This is a genomic window from Yimella lutea, from assembly GCF_006715095.1.
GTDB classification, from domain to species: domain Bacteria; phylum Actinomycetota; class Actinomycetes; order Actinomycetales; family Dermatophilaceae; genus Yimella; species Yimella lutea.
In genome coordinates, this window is the sequence record NZ_VFMO01000001.1 from 2,190,170 (window position 1) to 2,208,130 (window position 17,961).

14 protein-coding genes are annotated in these 17,961 nt (G+C 65.8%); 5 read left to right on the forward strand and 9 right to left on the reverse strand.

The window, feature by feature from the left end:
- Positions 1-217 precede the first annotated feature (217 nt).
- On the reverse strand, positions 218-1,354 hold the full coding sequence (locus tag FB459_RS10635) for a radical SAM protein (RefSeq protein WP_141928474.1): 1,137 nt from the start codon (positions 1,352-1,354) through the stop codon (positions 218-220).
- A gap of 276 nt (positions 1,355-1,630) precedes the next feature.
- Between FB459_RS10635 and FB459_RS10640 the strand changes: the two genes are divergently transcribed.
- On the forward strand, positions 1,631-2,176 hold the full coding sequence (locus tag FB459_RS10640; protein ID WP_141928475.1) for a winged helix-turn-helix domain-containing protein: 546 nt from the start codon (positions 1,631-1,633) through the stop codon (positions 2,174-2,176).
- 7 nt (positions 2,177-2,183) lie between these two features.
- On the opposite strand, the gene FB459_RS10645 is transcribed toward FB459_RS10640, so the two are convergent.
- The 3 genes from FB459_RS10645 to FB459_RS10655 all read right to left on the reverse strand — a co-directional run bounded on the left by FB459_RS10645 (position 2,184) and on the right by FB459_RS10655 (position 5,208).
- Positions 2,184-2,492, reverse strand: coding sequence for a hypothetical protein (locus FB459_RS10645; protein ID WP_141928476.1), 309 nt, complete (start codon positions 2,490-2,492; stop codon positions 2,184-2,186).
- Between the two features lie 924 nt (positions 2,493-3,416).
- Positions 3,417-4,751: a hypothetical protein gene (locus FB459_RS10650; protein WP_141928477.1), complete on the reverse strand. Its 1,335-nt coding sequence runs from the start codon at positions 4,749-4,751 to the stop codon at positions 3,417-3,419.
- A 61-nt stretch (positions 4,752-4,812) separates the two neighbouring features.
- Positions 4,813-5,208 (reverse strand): hypothetical protein, encoded by a 396-nt coding sequence (locus FB459_RS10655; protein WP_141928478.1) that lies wholly within the window; start codon positions 5,206-5,208, stop codon positions 4,813-4,815.
- A 247-nt stretch (positions 5,209-5,455) separates the two neighbouring features.
- On the opposite strand from FB459_RS10655, the gene FB459_RS10660 reads away from it, so the two are divergent.
- Positions 5,456-6,721 (forward strand): RNA-guided endonuclease InsQ/TnpB family protein, encoded by a 1,266-nt coding sequence (locus FB459_RS10660; protein ID WP_141928321.1) that lies wholly within the window; start codon positions 5,456-5,458, stop codon positions 6,719-6,721.
- A 35-nt stretch (positions 6,722-6,756) separates the two neighbouring features.
- On the opposite strand, the gene FB459_RS10665 is transcribed toward FB459_RS10660, so the two are convergent.
- Positions 6,757-9,351, reverse strand: a complete 2,595-nt coding sequence (locus FB459_RS10665) for an ATP-dependent DNA helicase RecG (protein ID WP_141928479.1) — start codon at positions 9,349-9,351, stop codon at positions 6,757-6,759.
- Positions 9,352-9,455: 104 nt separating this feature from the next.
- Here FB459_RS10665 and FB459_RS10670 point away from each other — a divergent pair, with 104 nt between their 5' ends.
- On the forward strand, positions 9,456-9,968 hold the full coding sequence (locus FB459_RS10670; RefSeq protein WP_141928480.1) for a hypothetical protein: 513 nt from the start codon (positions 9,456-9,458) through the stop codon (positions 9,966-9,968).
- Positions 9,969-10,038: 70 nt separating this feature from the next.
- Here FB459_RS10670 and FB459_RS10675 read toward each other — a convergent pair whose 3' ends face one another.
- A complete protein-coding gene (locus tag FB459_RS10675; protein ID WP_141928481.1) occupies positions 10,039-11,184 on the reverse strand; it encodes a P-loop NTPase family protein in 1,146 nt (381 codons plus the stop codon).
- 87 nt (positions 11,185-11,271) lie between these two features.
- Complete coding sequence (locus FB459_RS10680; RefSeq protein WP_170221869.1) at positions 11,272-12,555, reverse strand: AAA family ATPase; 1,284 nt, start codon at positions 12,553-12,555, stop codon at positions 11,272-11,274.
- Positions 12,556-12,622: 67 nt separating this feature from the next.
- On the opposite strand from FB459_RS10680, the gene FB459_RS10685 reads away from it, so the two are divergent.
- Both FB459_RS10685 and FB459_RS10690 read left to right on the forward strand, forming a co-directional pair.
- A complete protein-coding gene (locus tag FB459_RS10685) occupies positions 12,623-14,005 on the forward strand; it encodes a vWA domain-containing protein (RefSeq protein WP_170221871.1) in 1,383 nt (460 codons plus the stop codon).
- A 38-nt stretch (positions 14,006-14,043) separates the two neighbouring features.
- Positions 14,044-15,159 carry a hypothetical protein gene (locus tag FB459_RS10690; RefSeq protein WP_141928484.1) on the forward strand — a complete coding sequence of 372 codons (1,116 nt, stop codon included), beginning with the start codon at positions 14,044-14,046 and terminating at the stop codon, positions 15,157-15,159.
- An 80-nt stretch (positions 15,160-15,239) separates the two neighbouring features.
- Here the strand turns inward: FB459_RS10690 and FB459_RS10695 are convergent, their stop codons facing one another.
- Together FB459_RS10695 and FB459_RS10700 are read right to left on the reverse strand one after the other, a co-directional pair.
- Positions 15,240-17,561 (reverse strand): ATP-dependent DNA helicase, encoded by a 2,322-nt coding sequence (locus FB459_RS10695; RefSeq protein ID WP_170221872.1) that lies wholly within the window; start codon positions 17,559-17,561, stop codon positions 15,240-15,242.
- A gap of 43 nt (positions 17,562-17,604) precedes the next feature.
- Positions 17,605-17,946 carry a hypothetical protein gene (locus tag FB459_RS10700; RefSeq protein WP_141928486.1) on the reverse strand — a complete coding sequence of 114 codons (342 nt, stop codon included), beginning with the start codon at positions 17,944-17,946 and terminating at the stop codon, positions 17,605-17,607.
- Positions 17,947-17,961: the final 15 nt, after the last annotated feature.

Here is a 17,961-nt window from a genome sequence, read left to right on the forward strand (position 1 = left end):
AACCGAGTCAGTCCTCGATACCGATGTCGTCGACGAGGTTCCACTTGGGGCCGAGTCGTCTACTCGTCGTCCGGGTCCAGTCCGATCGAGGCATCGAGGATGTCTTGGTCGACGAGGTTCCACTTGGGGCCGAGTCGTCTACTCGTCGTTCGGGTCCAGTCCGATCGAGGCATCGAGGATGTCTTGGTCGACGAGGTTCCACTTGGGGCCGAGTCGTCTACTCGTCGTTCGGGTCCAGTCCGATCGAGGCATCGAGGATGTCTTGGTCGACGAGGTTCCAGAAGTTGTCCCGTTCGGCGGTGTTGCCGTGTGGAGCGGCGTTGACGTCGCAGGCGACCCAGCGCTGGGGGAGTTGTGCGGGGTCGATGCCGTCCTTGAGCGAACCGATGGACCATTCGGTGCGTCCCGCGGTCTGCCAGCACGAGTAGAGGGTGCCGTCGGCGTCGATGGTGATGCCGAGCGTCGGGTCCGAGCAGTAGACGCAGGAGGAGATGGGCGTGCGCAGGCTGGTGTGGAATCCGGCAGCTCGTGCCGCCCGGTTGATCGACACCATCTCTGCGGCCACGTCCGGGCTGTACGGGGTGACGTTGTCGAACCCGATGCCGATGTCGTCGACGAGGCCGAGGATGAGGCTGGCCGTCGCGGCTCGTTTCGGCAGCTGTGACAGGTCGGCGACCAGCGCATGTTGTGTGTCCGCCGTCTGCGGCATGAGGCTGGACCGGACCACCCAGTTCAGGTGCGGGTGCCGCTTGGCAGTCTCGAGGACGTTGGCGAGCACCAGGTCGTAGGTTCCTCGGCCGGCGAGGTTGGAGCGCGTCAGGTCGTGGGTGGTACGGCCGCCGTCGAAGGTGACGAAGATGGTGTCGAGTCCGCGATCGACGAGCGGGTCGATTCTGCTTGCGGTGAGCAGCGCCCCGTTGGTCCAGACGGAGGCGTTCGTGGGCCGGACGTTCTCCAGGAGCACCTGGCACGCTTCAGGTGCCATGAGGGGCTCCCCACCGAACAGCAACAGGGTGATCTGGTCAGCTTCGCCGCGTGCAGCGGCTGCACAGATGTACTGGGCGACCTTGGTGGCTCGTTCGGGGGTCATGCGTATGTCGGAGACGCGCTGCACCGGGGAGCTTGATGTGTTCTGGATGCAGTAGGGGCAGCGCAGGTTGCAGTCCTGGCTGGTGAGCGCGGTGGCCGAGAACACGCGTGACGCAGAACGTGCCGCAGCAACTTGCTCGATCGCGGTGACGACCACGGGCGGTGGGACGTTACCGTCGAACAGGTGCTGCGGCACGCGCAACGTGTTGTTCGGCCCGCCCACGACCCAACGGAAACCGTGAGCCGGCGGGAGGACGCGATACATCAACGGAAGCTGCAGTTTCCGCCGATCGCCGATGTCTGAACCAGAATGGGCGGAACTTCGACACCCATCGAGATCAGCTTTGCCAACAGAGCCGGGTCCATAGTTCTCTTCTCTCCACCCAGACACATCGGGCGACGTGCCTGTCCAAGACTACTGTGTTGACGAGGTTTTCGTCCGTGACTCGCCGCAGTTGGTCGTGTGTTCAAGACGTGAGCGACACCTCGAATACAAGAACAACCGTGGCGGCGCCCGCTGCACTCGGAATAGAGTTCAGGTATGGACATGGAAGCTAAGTTGGCGCGCCTTCGGGCCGTCGCCAACCCCGCGCGACTCGACATCTTGGAGGTGTTGCGCGCGGGCGGGCCGGCGACGGCTGGACAGATCACCAAGGCGATCCCACGGGTGTCCGGGGGTCTGACACATCACCTGCGCATCCTGGTCGACCAGCAGTTCATCGAGCAGGACTCCGAGGGCCGTTACACGGCCAAGGTCGTGCCGATCACCTGGGATGCCGACGAGTACGACGACGACACCTGGCGGCTGACGGTTGCCACAGTGAATCGCGTTCTGGTGCAGCGCCGCATTGACCGGCTTCGGGGTTGGTCTGACTCCTCGGCGAACTGGAGCAAGGACTGGCGTGACAACTCCTTCAGCGACGACTCCCTGTTGACGCTGAATGCGCAGGAGCTCGATCAGCTCGGTTCAGATCTAGAAGAGGTGCTCGACAAGTACCGCGCGCTGACCCGAAGCCGGGTCGGACGGGACGACACGGCGCTGCAGAGCGTGTTCATGCTCGCGGTCGCTTTCCCCGTCGAGCTCTGATTACCGCTTAGACGGCCCTGGTCGCACGAGCTTGTGCGATCAGGTTCTCGTTGCGCAGATCCAGGTAGGCCTCGACCTGCGTGGCAACAACGGGGTCGAAGAAGTACATCGGGGTGACCTGGAAGAACTCGGCCAGGCCGGCAATCAGGGCGGCGGTGGGGTTGTCGCGCCGTCCTGACCGGATGAGGGACAGGTTGCTGGGTGAGCACCGGATTCCCTTGAGGACCAGCGCTGACGACACGTCGTCGTTGCTGTGGTGCCTGACTCGGCCGGTGCCCGGGTCGACAGTCAATGAGGTCTCAAACAGACGGTTCACCCGTTCAGCGAGATCGGGGAGTGATGACCACCCGCGCCCGGATGCGTCCCCGGACCATGCGACGGGTGAATCTCCTGCGGTGTGTGCTGTGTCCATCTGTGCTTCCTTGTCTTCTTGCGGATTATCGGGGTCCATCCTCTCATCTCGTGACTATAGTCAATAGACTATGACTATAGTCAATACTTAGTCGAACGTCCGTATCGGTGGGCCCCGGCAATCTAGGCGGACTTTACAAACTTCTTACCTTCTGCTGACTCAAAGCGGAAGCGAGTCGTCGGAGGCGGTGACTATGGTCAACATATGACGGGCGGCAGTGCCGCCTCAGGGATACACCAACCGGCGCCGCAGGGGGCCTCGGAAGGCGCGGCAGGGATGCCGTGGAACGAGGGGAGCGACCAGCATGTACCGGATTAAGCCCACCCAGCGCGGGGTACCGCGGACGCGAATGTCAGTGTTGAACCCGAAGGCGATGGTCAACGCACACACGGCGTGCCGGTGTATCGAGACACAGAACGTTCGGTCAGACGAGTCGGGCGGCTCGCAGACCGAAGAGCAGGTGAGCCACTCGGGCGGAGGCCCGATCCTGCGGAGCAACGCCGCGGACCGCGGCTGACAAGGCACGAACGGTGCTGCTGGGGTCTCTGTCCACCCACCCAGCCGCACCGTTCGTGTCTGACGTGGCAACACCGAGGCGGACCACCGACGGCTGAGTCGACGGATCAGAAAGCCTCGAGAGCTCATCCGGGCTCAGATCGTCGCGCCGGGTGAGTTGATAGTCAGCCAGCACACGCTCATCGACGCCGCCGAACCCTTCAGGGTTGGCAGCGTTCATGCTGTCGGTGGCGGTTGGTTCCGCGAGGACCTCGGACGATTCGCTAGCACCCGTGCTGGCGTAGCGTCCGAGGCTGTCTCGCGCTTGATGAGTCACGGCGTCGCAGATGCTTCCTTGGTCGGCCGGGCCACCGCCTCGGACGTGATGCTGTTCAGGTGGACATTCCAGCAGGTGTCGCTGCTCTGCTGAGAGAGCCACGCCGCGATCGCCGAAGCGTCCCTTGCACGACAGTCTGCACCACCCCACGGAGCCAGCAGCGCAGCGGAGGTCTTGTCGTCCAGGGTTCCCTCTTTGAACGAGCGGGCAGCGCTTGCGGATCCACCGGCCTTCACGATCAGGTCACGGCACCGCGCAGCTGACCCGCTGGTCATCCGGCGCTTGGTCACCGGGGGAACCTTTTCGCCGATCAGGTGCTGCTCACGAGCCTTGCTCCGAGCCGTCTGCGCGTAGCGGTCAGCCAGGTCCGGCTTCGCCGCGCACTGGTCCCAGGTCTCGGTCGCGTTGCGGGCACCACGGTCGCCCTCGAACGAGCTGAACGACTCCAGGATGACCTGCTCGGTCGCCGGGTCGAGCTCGTCGTTCCACGGCAACAGGATCGCCTTGCGCTGCTCAGCGGTTCCCTCGCCGGCCAGGAGCGTCTTGGACAGCGCGCGAACACCGCCGCCGGCGTTCATTACCGACTTGGCGCGACGCACCTTGAGCTGCCCTGCTGCGGGGGCGAGTTCGACGACGTTCTCCTGCTCACGGTTGGCGAGGATGCGCTCGGCGACCGCTGCGCCGTCCTCATCATCGCCTCCACGCAGGTCGGAGAACAGGATGTCCCGGTTGCGCTGGGTCAGGTGGTAGTTCTTCAGCGGTGCCTGTTCACCGGAGGAGACCATGCGGTCGGAGATGTCCTGGGCGAGCTTGGCCTCCTCCCATTCGGACATGGCGTAGCCGCGGTCGGTCTCGATGGTGTCCTTCTCGATCCGGAAGATCGAGCCGGCGCGCATGTCCGGTCCACGACGGTTCGACGCGCCACTCCACATGGCACCGGCCTGGTTTGCGGTGATCGTCGCGGCGTACTTCGACAACGAGGCGATCGGCTTGTTCTTGGCGTGGGCGGCATCGACCGCTTCGTAGAAGGAGACCATCGCGTCGGCGGCGCGGTCGGCGTACTCCTGGTCGCCGCGGTGGACGTGGTAGTACCGGTGAACGGCGGAGTTGATCGACTCGCGCGACACTTCGACCTGCTCATCGCTGATCAGCTGTGCGGCCTTCTCAGCGGCCATCTGCTCGCGCCACGCAGCGGTCTTGGCCACCACGTTGGGGTCGATCTTGGCGGCGAGGTCGTCGAGTGTCTGATCGGACTCGCCGGCCGGCTTGCTGCCGAACGTTCCGTCGGGGTTGCGGGGGTGCTGGGTTTCATCAAAGGCATGGGTAGTCATGCCGGGTGGAATGGCGGGGCCGTGCTACGACCGGACCCACCACAGAATCAGGGGTGGCGACTTAGAGATCGAGGTCCGGCGGCACCTTCGCCAGCTTGAAATCGACCATCTTGATCAGTTCCGCTGCGCAGTCCAGGCTGGATGAGCACTTCTTCGGCATCGTGCCGGCGGCGATCATCCAGCGGCCGCACTCGGGGCAGGCGAGGATCTTGCTCTTCGGTCCGAGATAGGCCAGGACCGAGCCGTGCTCGTCAAGAAGCCGGATCTGTGCGGCAGTCAGGTGGATCGGCTCGGGTACGCCGGACTCGAGAACCTCAGACCAGCGGGTCGCCTTGATCTTGCGCATGATGGCGCGTGCCAGCGCCGACGCGGTGACCAGACGGGCGGCGTCAGTGTCGACACCGACACGCTTGTCCGCGTTCGGCTCGAACCACATTGCTGCCGCCTTCACTGCCATATCGACACGGTGCGACGCCGGGTGCAGGGCGACCTCAGGGCACCGTCAGCCGCCCGGCTGTCGGTGCACGGGCGACTAGCGGTGACTTCGACTTCCGGGCGCCACCCTTGACGTTGCGCGAGGGTGCTCCGTCCTTCAGGGCGGAGGTGAATCGCGCTGGGTCTCGGGCGGCTCTGTGCAGTGGAGCGTCCGCGCCGTCGCACCGTGAGGAGTGACAGGTTCGGTCCATGGTGGAAGGTGGTGAGGGATGGTGAGCACGACGCGCGCGTTCGTGTTCCGGCTGCGCCCTACCGCCAAGCAACAGGTGCTGTTGCGGGCGATGCTGAACGACCACCGTCACCTGTACAACGCCGCGCTGCAGGAACGCCGGGATGCCTGGGACACCCGTACCAAGCGCGGCATCACCGATCCTAAGGACCAGTTCGGCAAAATCGGGTTCGCGATCCAGTCCGCGCAGTTGCCGGCCATCCGCGCCAGTGACCCCGACCAGGCTCGGTGGTCAGCCACCGGCCAGCAGCAGACTCTGCGGAAACTGAACAAGTCCTTCGCCGGCTTCTACAGACGGTGTCGGGAGGGTCAGACCCCCGGATACCCGCGCTTCAAACCCGAGAAACGGTGGGACTCCGTCGAGTTCCGTGACGGTGACGGCGCCCGGTGGGACTCGGTCCCGACCGGCCGCGATGACTCCCGCCGGGTGTACCTGCAAGGCGTCGGGCACATCAAGACCAGCACCCACCGACCCATCAGGGGCACGGTAGCCACCATCCGGGTCAAGCGCCAGGGTGACCACCGCGCCCATACCCGTTGGGTCGTCATCGTCACCTGCAACAACGTCCCCCTGAAGGTGCTGCCGCGCACCAGCCGGGTGATCGGGATCGACATGGCCACCGGCGACAACGGACTGGCCTACACCAGTCACGGCGACCGGATCGACAACCTGCAACCGCACAAGCACGCTGCGCAACGGTTGACCCGGTTGCAGCAGCAACGATCTAAGACCAGGCGTGGCTCGATGCCCTACCGCGACCTGACCCGGCAGTTGGCTCGGGCGCACGCCAAAATCGCCCGGCAACGCTACGACCACCATCACCAGGTCGCCGCGCGACTGGTCGCCAGCTACGACATCATCTGCATCGAAGGATTGCCGGTGGCGTCCATGACCCGGCGAGCGAAAGCCAAACCTGACCCCGACGCTCCGGGGGCGTTCCTACCGAACGGGGCTCGCGCCAAAGCCGGGCTCAACCGATCCATCCTTGACGCGGGTTGGGGACAGTTCATTGCCATCCTGAAAGACAAGGCAGCATGCGCCGGTCGTCAGGTCATCGTGGTGAACCCCGCCTACACGTCACAAACCTGTGTCCAATGCCAACGCACGGACCCGGCCAGCCGGTCGGGCAAGGTGTTCTACTGCACCGGCTGCGGACACTACGACGACGCCGACATCAACGCGGCACAAACGATTCTGTGTGTGGGGACTGGACTGGTCCCCGAGCAACCCACCCGGGCTGCTTGAAGAAGCCCCCGCCTTCAGGCGGGGGAGAAGTCACGTCAGCGCACCGTCAGCCACGCCACGGCATCATCGCCGAGTGCTGCGGCGATCTCGTGCGCGAGCATCGGGTGCTTCGCCAGGTGCGGGTCGCGCGAAATGATGGCGGAGGCGTCTTCGCGGCTGGCTTCGATGAGGTCCATGTCGGTCAGCAGGTCAGCCACGCTCAGGTCGGTTGCACGCCCGGACTGTCGGGTTCCGGTCAGCGACCCGGCCCCACGGATCTGCAGGTCGCGCGCGGCAAGCTCGAAGCCGTCGGTGGACGCCACGAGTGCTTCGATCTTGGAGATGGCGTGCTCGGCCAGGTCGGCGCGTGGCGCTGTCGGAACCAGCCAGCACGTCCCGGCCCACTGTCCTCGCCCGACGCGTCCGCGCAACTGGTGCAGCTGGGTGATTCCGAAGTTATTGGCTCCGGTAATGACGATGACGGTCGAGTTCGGCACGTTGACGCCGACCTCGATGATGGAGGTCGCGACCAGCACGTCGAGGGTGCCGGAACGGAACGCGTTGAGCGTGACTTCTCGCTCGTCCCGCTTCTGCTTGCCGTGCGCGGTGCCGATCCGGGCGCCGGGCAGGATCGCAGCAACCTGCTCGGACAGTTGCTCGGCACCGCGGGCCGCCTTGGCCTCGGAATCCCCGACGGTCGGTGCAACGACGAAGATCTGATGATTCTGGGCGATCTGTTCACGGACCTGCTCCCACAGGGGCGAGTGAGGGTCGTCGAACTGCATCGGGTTGACCGCTCGAGTAACGATGGGGGAGCGGCCCGGCGGCAACTCGTCGATCTGTGAGACGTCCAGGTCGCCGAATGCTGTCATCAGCGCGGTCCGAGGAACCGGGGTGGCTGTCATGACCAGCACATCTGGCAGCGGACCTCCTCCGGCCTTGTCGGCTAAGACCTTGCGCTGTTCGACCCCGAATCGGTGCTGCTCGTCAATGATGACCAGCCCGAGCCGTGCGAACTGCACCTGCTCGGACAGCAGTGCCTGCGTGCCGACGACCAGGTGAATCGACCCGTCAGCTAGGCCGGCGAGAACCTCTTTGCGTCGCTTGCCGGTGATCTTGGTGGTCAGCAACTCGACCCGCAACGGCTTGCCACCGGGGTCGGTCATGCCCTCGCACAGTTCGGCGAAGTCGTCGTAGTGCTGGCTTGCCAAGGCTTCGATCGGTGCCATGATCGCCACGGTCGATCCAGCTTCGATGGCGTGCAGCGCGCCGCTGAGTGCCACCAGGGTCTTGCCAGATCCCACCTCGCCCTGCAGGAGACGGTTCATCGGGTTGGTCCGCTTCAGGTCAGCGACGATCTCATCCACACACCGGCGCTGTGCTCCGGTGAAGGAGTAGGGCAGTCGCGCGAGCAGTTGCGCCTCCAGAGATCCGGGGACGTCGTGCGCGATACCTTTCGTCGTTAGTCCGCTGGCACGGTTGCCGGCCAGGATGAGCTGCCAGCGCAGCAGTTCGTCATAGGCCAACCGGCGGCGAGCGGACGATGCGTGTTCTGGTGTCGGCGCGACATGCAGTTCGCGTAGCGCGACGTCCCGCTCGGGCAGGCCGCGCGCGAGGGTGAACCCACGCGGAACCGGGTCCAGGATCGGCGGCAGCTTGGTGACAGCCTCGGCCACAGCCCGGCGCACCGCCCAGGTGCTGATCTTGTGCTTCTCGGAGGCGGGGTATATCGGGATGACGGCTGAGTCTCCGGTGGTCGCGTCGGCGGCGATGACGTCGACGATCGGGCCGCGCATCTGCAGCGTGGTGCGGAACTGATCCAGGGTGCCGGAGATGAGCAGCATGTCTCCGGGGCGGAATCGTCGCGTCACCCAGGCAGCGTTGAACCACGTCAGGTCGACCTTGGTGTGCGGGGCGGCAGTGTCGGTCACCTTGACGATGGACACCGATTTGCCCGGCGGCGGCTTACGAATCTGGTCGACGGTGCCGATGAAAGCGATCTTCTGGCCGAGTAGGTCCGCGGTGACCGGGACCGGGTTGGAGCGGTCGAGGTAGTTGCGCGGGACGGTGTGCAGCAGGTCGTAGACGCTGGACATGCCCATGCCGGCAAGACCGATGGCAGAGACCGGGTCGACGCAGGTGAGCTCATCGGTTGCCACGCCGCGCAGCGAGTCGATGGTGCCGTCGATGAGGAAGTAGTCGGCAGCGACCTCCGCATCCGGCAGCTCGGCAGCCGATGCGGACATCGTGATGTCACCCGCAGCTCCGGCGAACCACCACGTCCAGTGGATCGGAATGACCCGCGTATTGGCGGTGCTGAACGCACCCCGTTCGGCATCCCATTGAGCATCGGTGCCGAGGGTCAAACCAACGACTTCGCGACCCGTCAGTCGCGGGTACACCCAGACGCGGTCATCACCGTCGGGAACGACCAGCGGGGTTTCGTCCAGGTACTCGATCAACCGCCCGTCGGCGCCGATGACCTGCAGTCCCGCCTTGTGGATCTGTTGAGACAGGTCGCGGCCGTGGTTGACGACGAACGTGGCTGGCCCCTGCTGGGTCGCCTCGAACCGGCGCGCAACGTCGGGATGATTCAGTACCAGCACCGGATGAGTGGTGGTGCCATCGAGAACAGCGAACGCGGAGTGCATCCCTGCACGGTGCGACGAACAGCACGGTCCTCAACGGGTCTGCGCGTCCATCACGTCGCACCGTGCAGGGGTAACGACCACCTACCTGTACGAAGGACTGTCCCGTGAAGAAGATCTCGACCGCGACGATGGAGTTCGTCGAAGACCTCCCGTTCGCGCACGGCATCGTGCTTGCCGAACTGCTCGATGGACACCTGGACGCCGCTCTGGAGTCGCTGAACCAGAACGGTGAGCACCTCACCGACCTTGAGCTCAACGACGTGTTCGCCCGCGCCGCCCGTTTCGACTTCGCCACCGGTACCGCTGTCATGAAGGTGCTGTCCGGCGACGTCGGGGGAGCCGCCAAGGCCATCGAGTTCCGTGCTTCTCAGGGCGGCGCGCAGGCTGCACCGAAAGCAGCGAAGCCGGCACCGAAGAAGAAGGCCGTACCCAAGCCTGTTGCTGAACAGCAGCCCGAGCCGAAGCCAGAACCCGCGCCGGAACCGGTCGAGCCCAAGGTCCCCGAAGATGCACCGGCGCCGGAGCCTGACCTGCCGTGGGATCACAGCGGTTCGGACTACGACCCGTTCAGCAACGCCACGTCCGGCTACGTCCCGGAGTTCGGCGACAACTTCTGACCGCACGGTCGCCGAGCACCACGACAACAGCGCCCCGGACGAGTCGGGGCGCTGTTGTCGTGGTGCCTCATCAGGCAGCGGCGAGGATGCCCGCGGCGACGAAGCGTTCCGCGAACTCGCGGCGGGCCTGGGCCGGAACTTTGTAGCCCGCAGGCATGTTCAGCAGCAGCCGGCGAGCGATGAACCATCCGTTGTCGGTGTATCCCGCTTTCGCTCCGGCAGCGGCCAGGGCAAGTCCAGCGGTGCGAACCTTGCCGGTGGTGTCCTCGTCGGCCAGCGCGGACACGGCCAGTCCGAGCGACCACAGCACGTCCGGCTCGGTGTTCTTCCAGTCCACGATGGACGGGTCGGCCAGCGCGGCATGCGGGTCGAGCAGGCGCTGCGTGCGGCAGAACTCGCGGTAGGAACGTCCAGCACCCTCCCCGACCAGGCCGTTGATCGCAGCCAGACGAGCGTCGACGTCGCTGACGTGCAGCCAGGCCAAGACCTGAACCATCTTCGTCCACGAACGGTAGGACGGCCACGGACCTGCGGCCTGCGCCATCGTGTCCGGGCAGGCGTTGCGCAGTTCGGGCTTCTGACGCAGGAACATCGAAACCATCAGGGCCTCACGGCGCAAGTCGTCGGTCGATCCGCCCGGTGCCAGCGAGTCCAGTGTCGGGACGTCCGCGGTGTCGAACCCGCCGACCAGGCCAGCGGCCCACGCATCGAAGTCCATGTCCCATTGCAGGTGCAGCATTCGGTTGGCGACGGCGGCAGGAAGTTCGACCGCGCCGGTCGCGTTGCTCGGCGGGTTGATCGTGCAGATCATGGCCGTGTTCTTCGGCAACGGGAGATCACCGACGACTTTTTCCTCCAAGACCCGGTGGAGGGCTTTCATCGTGTCCTCGGCGCCCAGGTTGGCCTCGTCGAGCAGCACGGCGGCGTGCCGCGTCGTCTGCGTCAGGCGCTTGGCCCAGCTCAGCGGGGCGTGCCCGGTGGTGCCGTCCTGCGTGAGCACCATCTGGCCCAGGAAGTCGGCCGGTTCACGGTTGGCAGGGGACAGGATTTCGGCCTGGTAACCCCAGGCGGACAGCCACGCGGTGATGGTGGCGGTCTTGCCCTGTCCGGGGTCGGACTGGAAGCAGACGGGGACGCCGGCACGGGCGGCTGCAGCGGCGACGCGCTGCTGGACGGTGCCGGGCAGGGTGACTGGGGATGCGGTGGTGGTAGGCATGGCTGAACGGTGCGACGCTGCCTGGTCGGGCCGCAGCGACGCAGCATCCCCGGCACGAGGACCGTCCCCAGGGGTGCTGCGGGTAGGTCAGTGACCGACGACAGCCGAGCGAACGCGCCGGTGCAGGTCACGCTCACGAGCGGTGATCTGCGGCATGTCGCCGCGCCAGCCGCCGTCGTGAACCCACGTCAGGTGAGCGATGTGCCGTGACAGCATCACGCACAGCCGCCCGGTATCGGCGTGGTGATCCGAGACGTGCCCACCGGCCAGCGGGTCGACGGCGACGGTCGCCGGCCACTGCCCACCCTGAATCTCATCGGCGGTTCCGACGGTGGACCGGCCAAGTCCGGCGACGTTCATCCGTGCTGTCAGGGCCGTCACCTGCGAGCGGGTCGCGGCGCAGACGACGATGTCCTTGGCTTCGATCGGGCGGGAGGTTCCGTCCGGGGCCGAGTAGGTCTTTCCGATTAGACGCTTGGCGGCCCGCACGGTGGCGTCCATCAGCATCGGGTCGGTCGGTGACTGCGGGGAGTGGGCCAGCAGTTCTTCGAGTTCGTCGTGGCCCTCGATGCCAGCGTCCGGGCGGCACGAGGTGAAGTCGAAGGAGTAGAGCGGAGCGATTGCATCGGTGGTGTCCTGACCGAGCCGGTACGTCGAGGGCAGTGAAGCCGTCCAGACGTCCTCTCGTTCCAGCAACCGGGCAGCGAACGAGCGATGCGGTGCCAGGGCGCCCCACGCATAGGTGTTCACCGGGACGACCGGGCCGATCTGTCCGGGGTCACCGACCGCGATGATCTGATCGAAACCGGCTGCGGCTGAGGCACCGCACTCGGTGGTGACTTGGTACGACTCGTCGACGATCAACAACCGGCCTCCGTGCTTGGTGAGCTTGAGACTGTCGAGGGTCTTGACGATGATCGGTGCGCGCATGGCGGAGCGCCCTTTGGAGTCGACGTAACCGGCAGGGGCGACCTTGTCCGCGCGGACGGAGGGCGTGCCGTCGGGTAGCCAGTCCTCCCGCTTGACCCCGCGCATTTCCAGGTCGACGTCCTTCGGGTCGATCAGGAGTGCCAGCCGCCGGGCGAGATCCTTGGCCTGAGCGCGGCGGGGGACAGCGATCATCACCGGCAGACCGAGACGGCCGTGCAGGTAGGAAGCGAGGTGGGTGATGAGCGTCGTCTTACCTCCACCGGGAGGGGAGTTGACGACGATCGCACGGGTGCCGGCGGCGCACTGGTAGAGCACCTGAGCGGTGACGCTTCCGGCGACCAACTTGACCGGTTCGTAAGGGTTCTGCTGGGCAGTCTCGGTCTCGGGGTCGTGCGTGATGGCAACGTCGGGCAGGTCAAGATCGCGGATTCCGATGGGCATAACTGGACGGTGCGACGCTCGGCGTTGGACAGTAGCGTCGGACGATAGACGTCGCACCGTTGAGGGCATGACCATCCGTGCAATGACCCCCGAGGAGCGCCTGCGCTTCGGCTTCTGGCGTGACCAAGCATCCGACCTCATGCCCTACTTGTCCCCTATCCTGTTCAAGTTTCGCCCGATCGTCACCGACGAGGTGGACTCGTTCGCCGTCGATGAGGGGTTGCGCTGCTACGTCAACACCGAGCGCGTCAAGGACTGGTCCCCGAAACTGCTCGCCACGGCGTTGCTACATGAGTGCGGGCACGTGTGGTCCGAGCACGCTGCACGCGCCCGCGAGCTGGGCGTTTCCGGCTCGCAGCAGCACCAAGACTGGAACGCCGGGGCCGACATGGCGATCAACGACGACCTCCTGGACGCCGGTCTGACCGAGATCAAGGACTTCCTACTGCCGAGCCTCATCAGTCAGCCGAACCACCAGGAAGCCGAGCACTATTACGGGGTGATCCGGGCCAAGCGTGCCGCCCAGCAGAAACAGCAGGCACCGCAGCAGCAGTCCGGACAACCGGCGCAGGATGCTCCTGGAAACGGTGGTGACCAGCCGGATTCGACTGATGAGGGACAGCAGGACTCAACGACGAACGGATCGAACGGCGAGCAGTCCCCGCAGGATTACACCGGGTGCGGTTCGGTGAGCGGTAACGGCGCACCGTGCGAACTACCCGACGACGGTGGAGCCCTGGGTGCCGAGTCGAAGGCGGCCTCAGTGGCCGACGTGTCCGACACCCTGGATCAGGTGGCGTACGAAATCGAGAAGCACGTCCGGGTCCACGGCCGCGGAAGCATCCCCGGCGGGTTGAGCGACTTCATGGACAACCGGCTCGAACCGCCGAAGGTGCCCTGGCGCACCGAACTGTCGTCCTTCGTGCGCCGCACGATCCACGTCGGTGGGCGCGGTCGTCGCAGCACCAACCGGCCGAACCGTCGCCGGAACAACATCACGCTCGGCGGTCAACGAGTCATCGTTCCGGGCACGGTCAAGCCGGTGCTGCGTATCGCGCTCATCAGGGACACCTCCGGGTCGATGTCCGTCGAGGATTTGCAGATGGTCGGCAACGAGGTTGAAGGTGTCGCCAGGGCAGTCGGCATCAAGGGTCCGAACCTGCTGGTGATCGACGTGGACTCACACGCTCACCCGCCTCGCCCGTACGCCGGTGCAGCCACGCTGAACATCGTGCAGGGGCGCGGTGGAACGGACATGAGTGCGGGCCTAGCGGTGGCCGGCGAACTGTCACCGGCACCGACCCTGGTGATCGTCTGCACCGACGGAATCACCGGGTGGCCGAACGACGAACCGCCGTTCCCGGTCGTTGGGTGCTTCATCGGTAAGGCGTCCGAGCGGTACGCGAAGGGGGCTCCGCACTGGATGCACACCGTGGTTGTTGAGGACTGAGCCGCCCCGCCGGACGCGCAGCGTCGCACCGTACGGTCATGCCTTCCACCTACGCCGAAGAAATGCGCGACCTGTCTCTGGCCGAAGTTGCTGCCGGGCGAAAGCCTTTGCGCCGCACCGAGTTCGGCGGAACGACCAAGACGACGACGGGGTGCACAGACATTCTCGTTGAAATCGGGCGACGTGGCATCGACCCGTCCGTAGTGGCCGCCACCGAAAGCATCACCGAGACGGGTCCGAAGTCGATCCGGCTCGTGTTCCCCAGCAACGTCGAGGTCGCGGCGTTGTGCGCCCGGCTGCACAAGTCCGGACGGGACGGACTCGAGCACATTGTGAACGTCTCTACGTCGTTCGCGGTGTCGAGTCGCTGCGTGGTGCTGACCCGCGCCTTGGAGCAGGCGTACTGGCTGCCGGCTGGGGCGCCGAACACCATCGCAGTGTGGCGCGCCATCCTCGGTATCGCACCCGGGGTGTCGAGCGCGGACGCTCTGACCCGGTTGGCCGCGATGGTCACCCCGTCGCCGCAGGAAGACCCGAACCGCACCGTGATCGTCAGCGACACCGGTTCCGAGGTGAAGTACAAGAGCTGGACGGAGGCGCTGCTGGATTACATGGCTCGCATCGAACTGTGCTCGCTCGACGAGGTGAAGTTCGCCCGAACGACCAACGCAGCCGCTCAGCAGTACCGGGCCTCGTGCCAGGTGGCCGAGCACTGGACGGCTGCCCTGTCGCTCGACCCGTCGGGACGCGCGGAACTGATCGAGTCCGGTCACTGCGTGGAGGTCGAACTGCCGCAGGACCGTAGCGGCAACCTCGTACTTCCGCTGGCCGACGAGCACACAGCGTGCAAGATCAAGGCCGGGAACGCGGTACGCATCGTCGGGCAGCCCGGCGACCCGGTGGTGAACGCGACGGTGACAGACATCGACTACATCAACGACCGGCTGGAGTTGACCGTCCGTCCGTCGCGGGGATCGAAGATCGTGCTGGACCGGATGCCTGCCGAGGTCATTCTGGCGCCGGCCCCGTTCGGGTCGGTGGGGATGCCACCGAACTCAGCGAGCAAGTGGGGTACGAAGTGGAGTTCATCGCCCGCCCTGGACGCGATCGACATGCCCGTCGATCTGCTGCTGGCCGGAGCACCGACGCAGTGACCTGAATGGTCACCTCTGGCAACATGCAGTCCGCGTACCGAGTTGGTACGCGGGCTGCATTGTGCTGCAAGGTTATTGCACTAGGCGGCTTCGAATCCGGTGCGATGCTCGATCAGCCACGTTGTCGCCTCGTCCATAAAGCGCAGCTTGTGCTGCATGTGGGTGAGGGCCGACAGGTAGGTCTGCCGGATGTTGGCCTTCTGAGCGATCGCAGTGCCGCCGAGTAGGCGAGGATCGAGCACCGCGATCATCCCGGTGTCAGTTGCCCGACGAATCAACCGGCCCGCTGCCTGCTGCAGCAACAGCTTTGCGTCCGAGACGTAGACCAGCTCATCAGCCGTCCACTTCGACATGCCGCTGGAGGCCATGATCGAGGCGACGCGCGCGTCGTCGACCGGGTTGCCGGCGGTGCGCGGGATGCGGTCGATGATGACCAGCGAGCAGGTCTGCCCAGGAGCGTCCACGCCCGTCATGAGTGACCGGGTGCCGACCAGGACGCTGTGGTGGTCGGTGCGCCAGTCGTCGAGCGCCTGCCGAACCGGAACGCCGTCCCACTGACTGTGCACTGTGATGTGGTTGGCCCCCGCCGTGCGCAACGCGGCACGCAGATGCTCGACGTAGGCGATACCAGCCGTCTTGGTCGTTGCCAGCACGAGGGCGGACCCGTCGTTGGCGAGGACCAGCTCGGCGATCTTCGGTGCAGCCCAAGCGGCGTGCTGACCGGTGACGAACCGTCCGCCAAGACCGGTGAGTGCTGCCAGGTCGTCGGCGTTGATGGCCGGCACGAACAGCGCCGACGCAGCGAATGCCACCTCGAACGGTGAGTCGTAGACCACCGGTGCCACCGACATTCCAGCCTGGCGGGCGAACCCGTCGGGCAGGGTGGCGGACACCATCGTCACCGACACCGGGTAGCTGCCGTCCAGGTCGAGACGGTGATCCTCGATCAGTCCGTCGTCGATCCATTGTTCGTGCGCGGTCGCCTTGAACAGATTGGCCCGCAGCATCGGTCCGACGTCGATCGGCGACATCTTGACCGCGAGGTTCTCGGCGTCCAGCCACCGGGCGGTGCCGATCTCGGTCTTGTTCGCACTGCCGACATTCCCGATCAGTTCGGTCAGGTCGGAGGCGAGGTGTCGTACCTTCGCAGCTTCGGCGTGCCGACTGATCGTGGCCGGGTCGGGCAGGTTTCCTCGCGCGGACTTCGCCCACTCGATGATGAGCTCGGTGACGTCCTGTAGAGGCATGTCGTTTTCGGTCAGATTGACCACCGCGGATCCGCGGCCACCGCGCGCAGCGATGTACTGCGCGAGTACGTGGTCGACCGACTCGGCGACGGCGAACCCGTCGTCACCGGCGCTGGAGTCAACGACGATCCGGTTGATCCGCTTGGACAGTGAGCGGATGCGCTGGCCGGAAACTGAGATCGCCCCGGTATCGCGGACGATGCGGGGCAGTTCGTGGGCCTCATCGACGACCAGGTGGTCGATCATCCCGAACCGCTTGGATCCCAGCACCACGGGAGCCCCGGTGGTGGCCTGGATCGCCAGCAGCTTGTGGTTGGTCACCAGGACGTCGGCATCGGCAGCGACCTTACGGCTGGCCGCCGGTGCGCAGACCTCGCCGAAGTTGCAGTTCGCGGTGCCGGGGCAACCGGATGCGGTGATGGATGCATGGACCCACAGGTCGGCGGTGACGTCGAGATGGTGAATGTCGTGGTGCGCCGGATCGTTGGTGGCGCAGGTTTGCTCCAGCAGCCGGAACAACGGCAGCGCGGGAACCTTCTCTGTGCCGATCAGGACGTGTGCGTCCTTGGTGGCCCGGACCGACTCGCGCACCGTCGGCGTGCGCCCCTGCAGGAACGCCCGGACGGTCGCCTTGCCGATGATGCCCTTGCGTCCGGTAGCGAACTCGGTCAGTCGCTGCAGACCGGGAAGCAGGCTGGCGAGCTGTTCAGGGGTGGTGGCCTCGACGTCGGAGATCTCCTCGATCGTCGCGGAGACGGTCGCTGCGCAGACGTAGTTACCCCACCCCTTCAAGACGGCTCCGGTCGGCAGCGACCCGGTGACGTCCTCCACCGCGTGCGCGATCAGCGGAAGGTCACGGTCGACGACCTGTGCCTGCAGCGACAGAGACTCGGTCGAGATGACGGTGCGTTCTCCGCGCTCGGCGGCAGCAAGCAGCGCTGGGGCGAGGTAGGCAAGCGACTTTCCCAACCCGGTGGGCGCTGCGCCGAGAACTTGAGTCGGACCCTGCGCAGCGACCGAGGTCGCCGACAGCATGGCGTCCTGGATGCGATCGGACAGGTCGGCCTGGGGAGGGCGAGGCTGGTCGGCGGCTCCACCGGTGATGCGCCGCACGGCGGCGGACAGCACTTCGGGCAGAAGGTTCGTGTCGGTCATGGCAGTCTCCGGTGACGATGGGGCAGATGGTCGGCTCGGAGACTCAGGCCGCATCGTCGTCCTGGTCGCCTGTCAGGGACGAGGCCCACATGACCCACCGGATCTCCTCGAGGTTCGAGCAGACGGCGTCGATGCAGTGCATGTCGGCCCCGGTGTGACCTTGTTCGGCGTGGTGGGACTCAACCGCGACCTCGACGTGTTCGAGCTTCAGCCCCGACGGCAGGTCATCGCCGAATCGGCGCGGGTGCACGGCGTCCAGAGAGTCGGTGTGGCGGGCGATGAAGGCACACAGCGGGTGTCCGCAGGCGCCGGCGGTGTTCGTGTGCTGCGCGACGTGGACGTCGTCGACGGCTTGGTACAGGGTGAGTGCGGCAGGGATCGGCATGTCTTGACGGTGCGA

What these genes read in the sequence shown, in the direction of transcription:
- FB459_RS10695 (WP_170221872.1), bottom strand. Translation starts at nt 17,561, where the DNA reads ATGACCGACACGAACCTTCTGCCCGAAGTGCTGTCCGCCGCCGTGCGG.
- FB459_RS10675 (WP_141928481.1), bottom strand. Translation starts at nt 11,184, where the DNA reads ATGCCTACCACCACCGCATCCCCAGTCACCCTGCCCGGCACCGTCCAG.
- FB459_RS10635 (WP_141928474.1), bottom strand. Translation starts at nt 1,354, where the DNA reads ATGTATCGCGTCCTCCCGCCGGCTCACGGTTTCCGTTGGGTCGTGGGC.
- FB459_RS10660 (WP_141928321.1), top strand. Translation starts at nt 5,456, where the DNA reads ATGGTGAGCACGACGCGCGCGTTCGTGTTCCGGCTGCGCCCTACCGCC.
- FB459_RS10690 (WP_141928484.1), top strand. Translation starts at nt 14,044, where the DNA reads ATGCCTTCCACCTACGCCGAAGAAATGCGCGACCTGTCTCTGGCCGAA.
- FB459_RS10655 (WP_141928478.1), bottom strand. Translation starts at nt 5,208, where the DNA reads ATGGCAGTGAAGGCGGCAGCAATGTGGTTCGAGCCGAACGCGGACAAG.
- FB459_RS10650 (WP_141928477.1), bottom strand. Translation starts at nt 4,751, where the DNA reads ATGACTACCCATGCCTTTGATGAAACCCAGCACCCCCGCAACCCCGAC.
- FB459_RS10640 (WP_141928475.1), top strand. Translation starts at nt 1,631, where the DNA reads ATGGACATGGAAGCTAAGTTGGCGCGCCTTCGGGCCGTCGCCAACCCC.
- FB459_RS10680 (WP_170221869.1), bottom strand. Translation starts at nt 12,555, where the DNA reads ATGCCCATCGGAATCCGCGATCTTGACCTGCCCGACGTTGCCATCACG.
- FB459_RS10685 (WP_170221871.1), top strand. Translation starts at nt 12,623, where the DNA reads ATGACCATCCGTGCAATGACCCCCGAGGAGCGCCTGCGCTTCGGCTTC.
- FB459_RS10700 (WP_141928486.1), bottom strand. Translation starts at nt 17,946, where the DNA reads ATGCCGATCCCTGCCGCACTCACCCTGTACCAAGCCGTCGACGACGTC.
- FB459_RS10665 (WP_141928479.1), bottom strand. Translation starts at nt 9,351, where the DNA reads ATGCACTCCGCGTTCGCTGTTCTCGATGGCACCACCACTCATCCGGTG.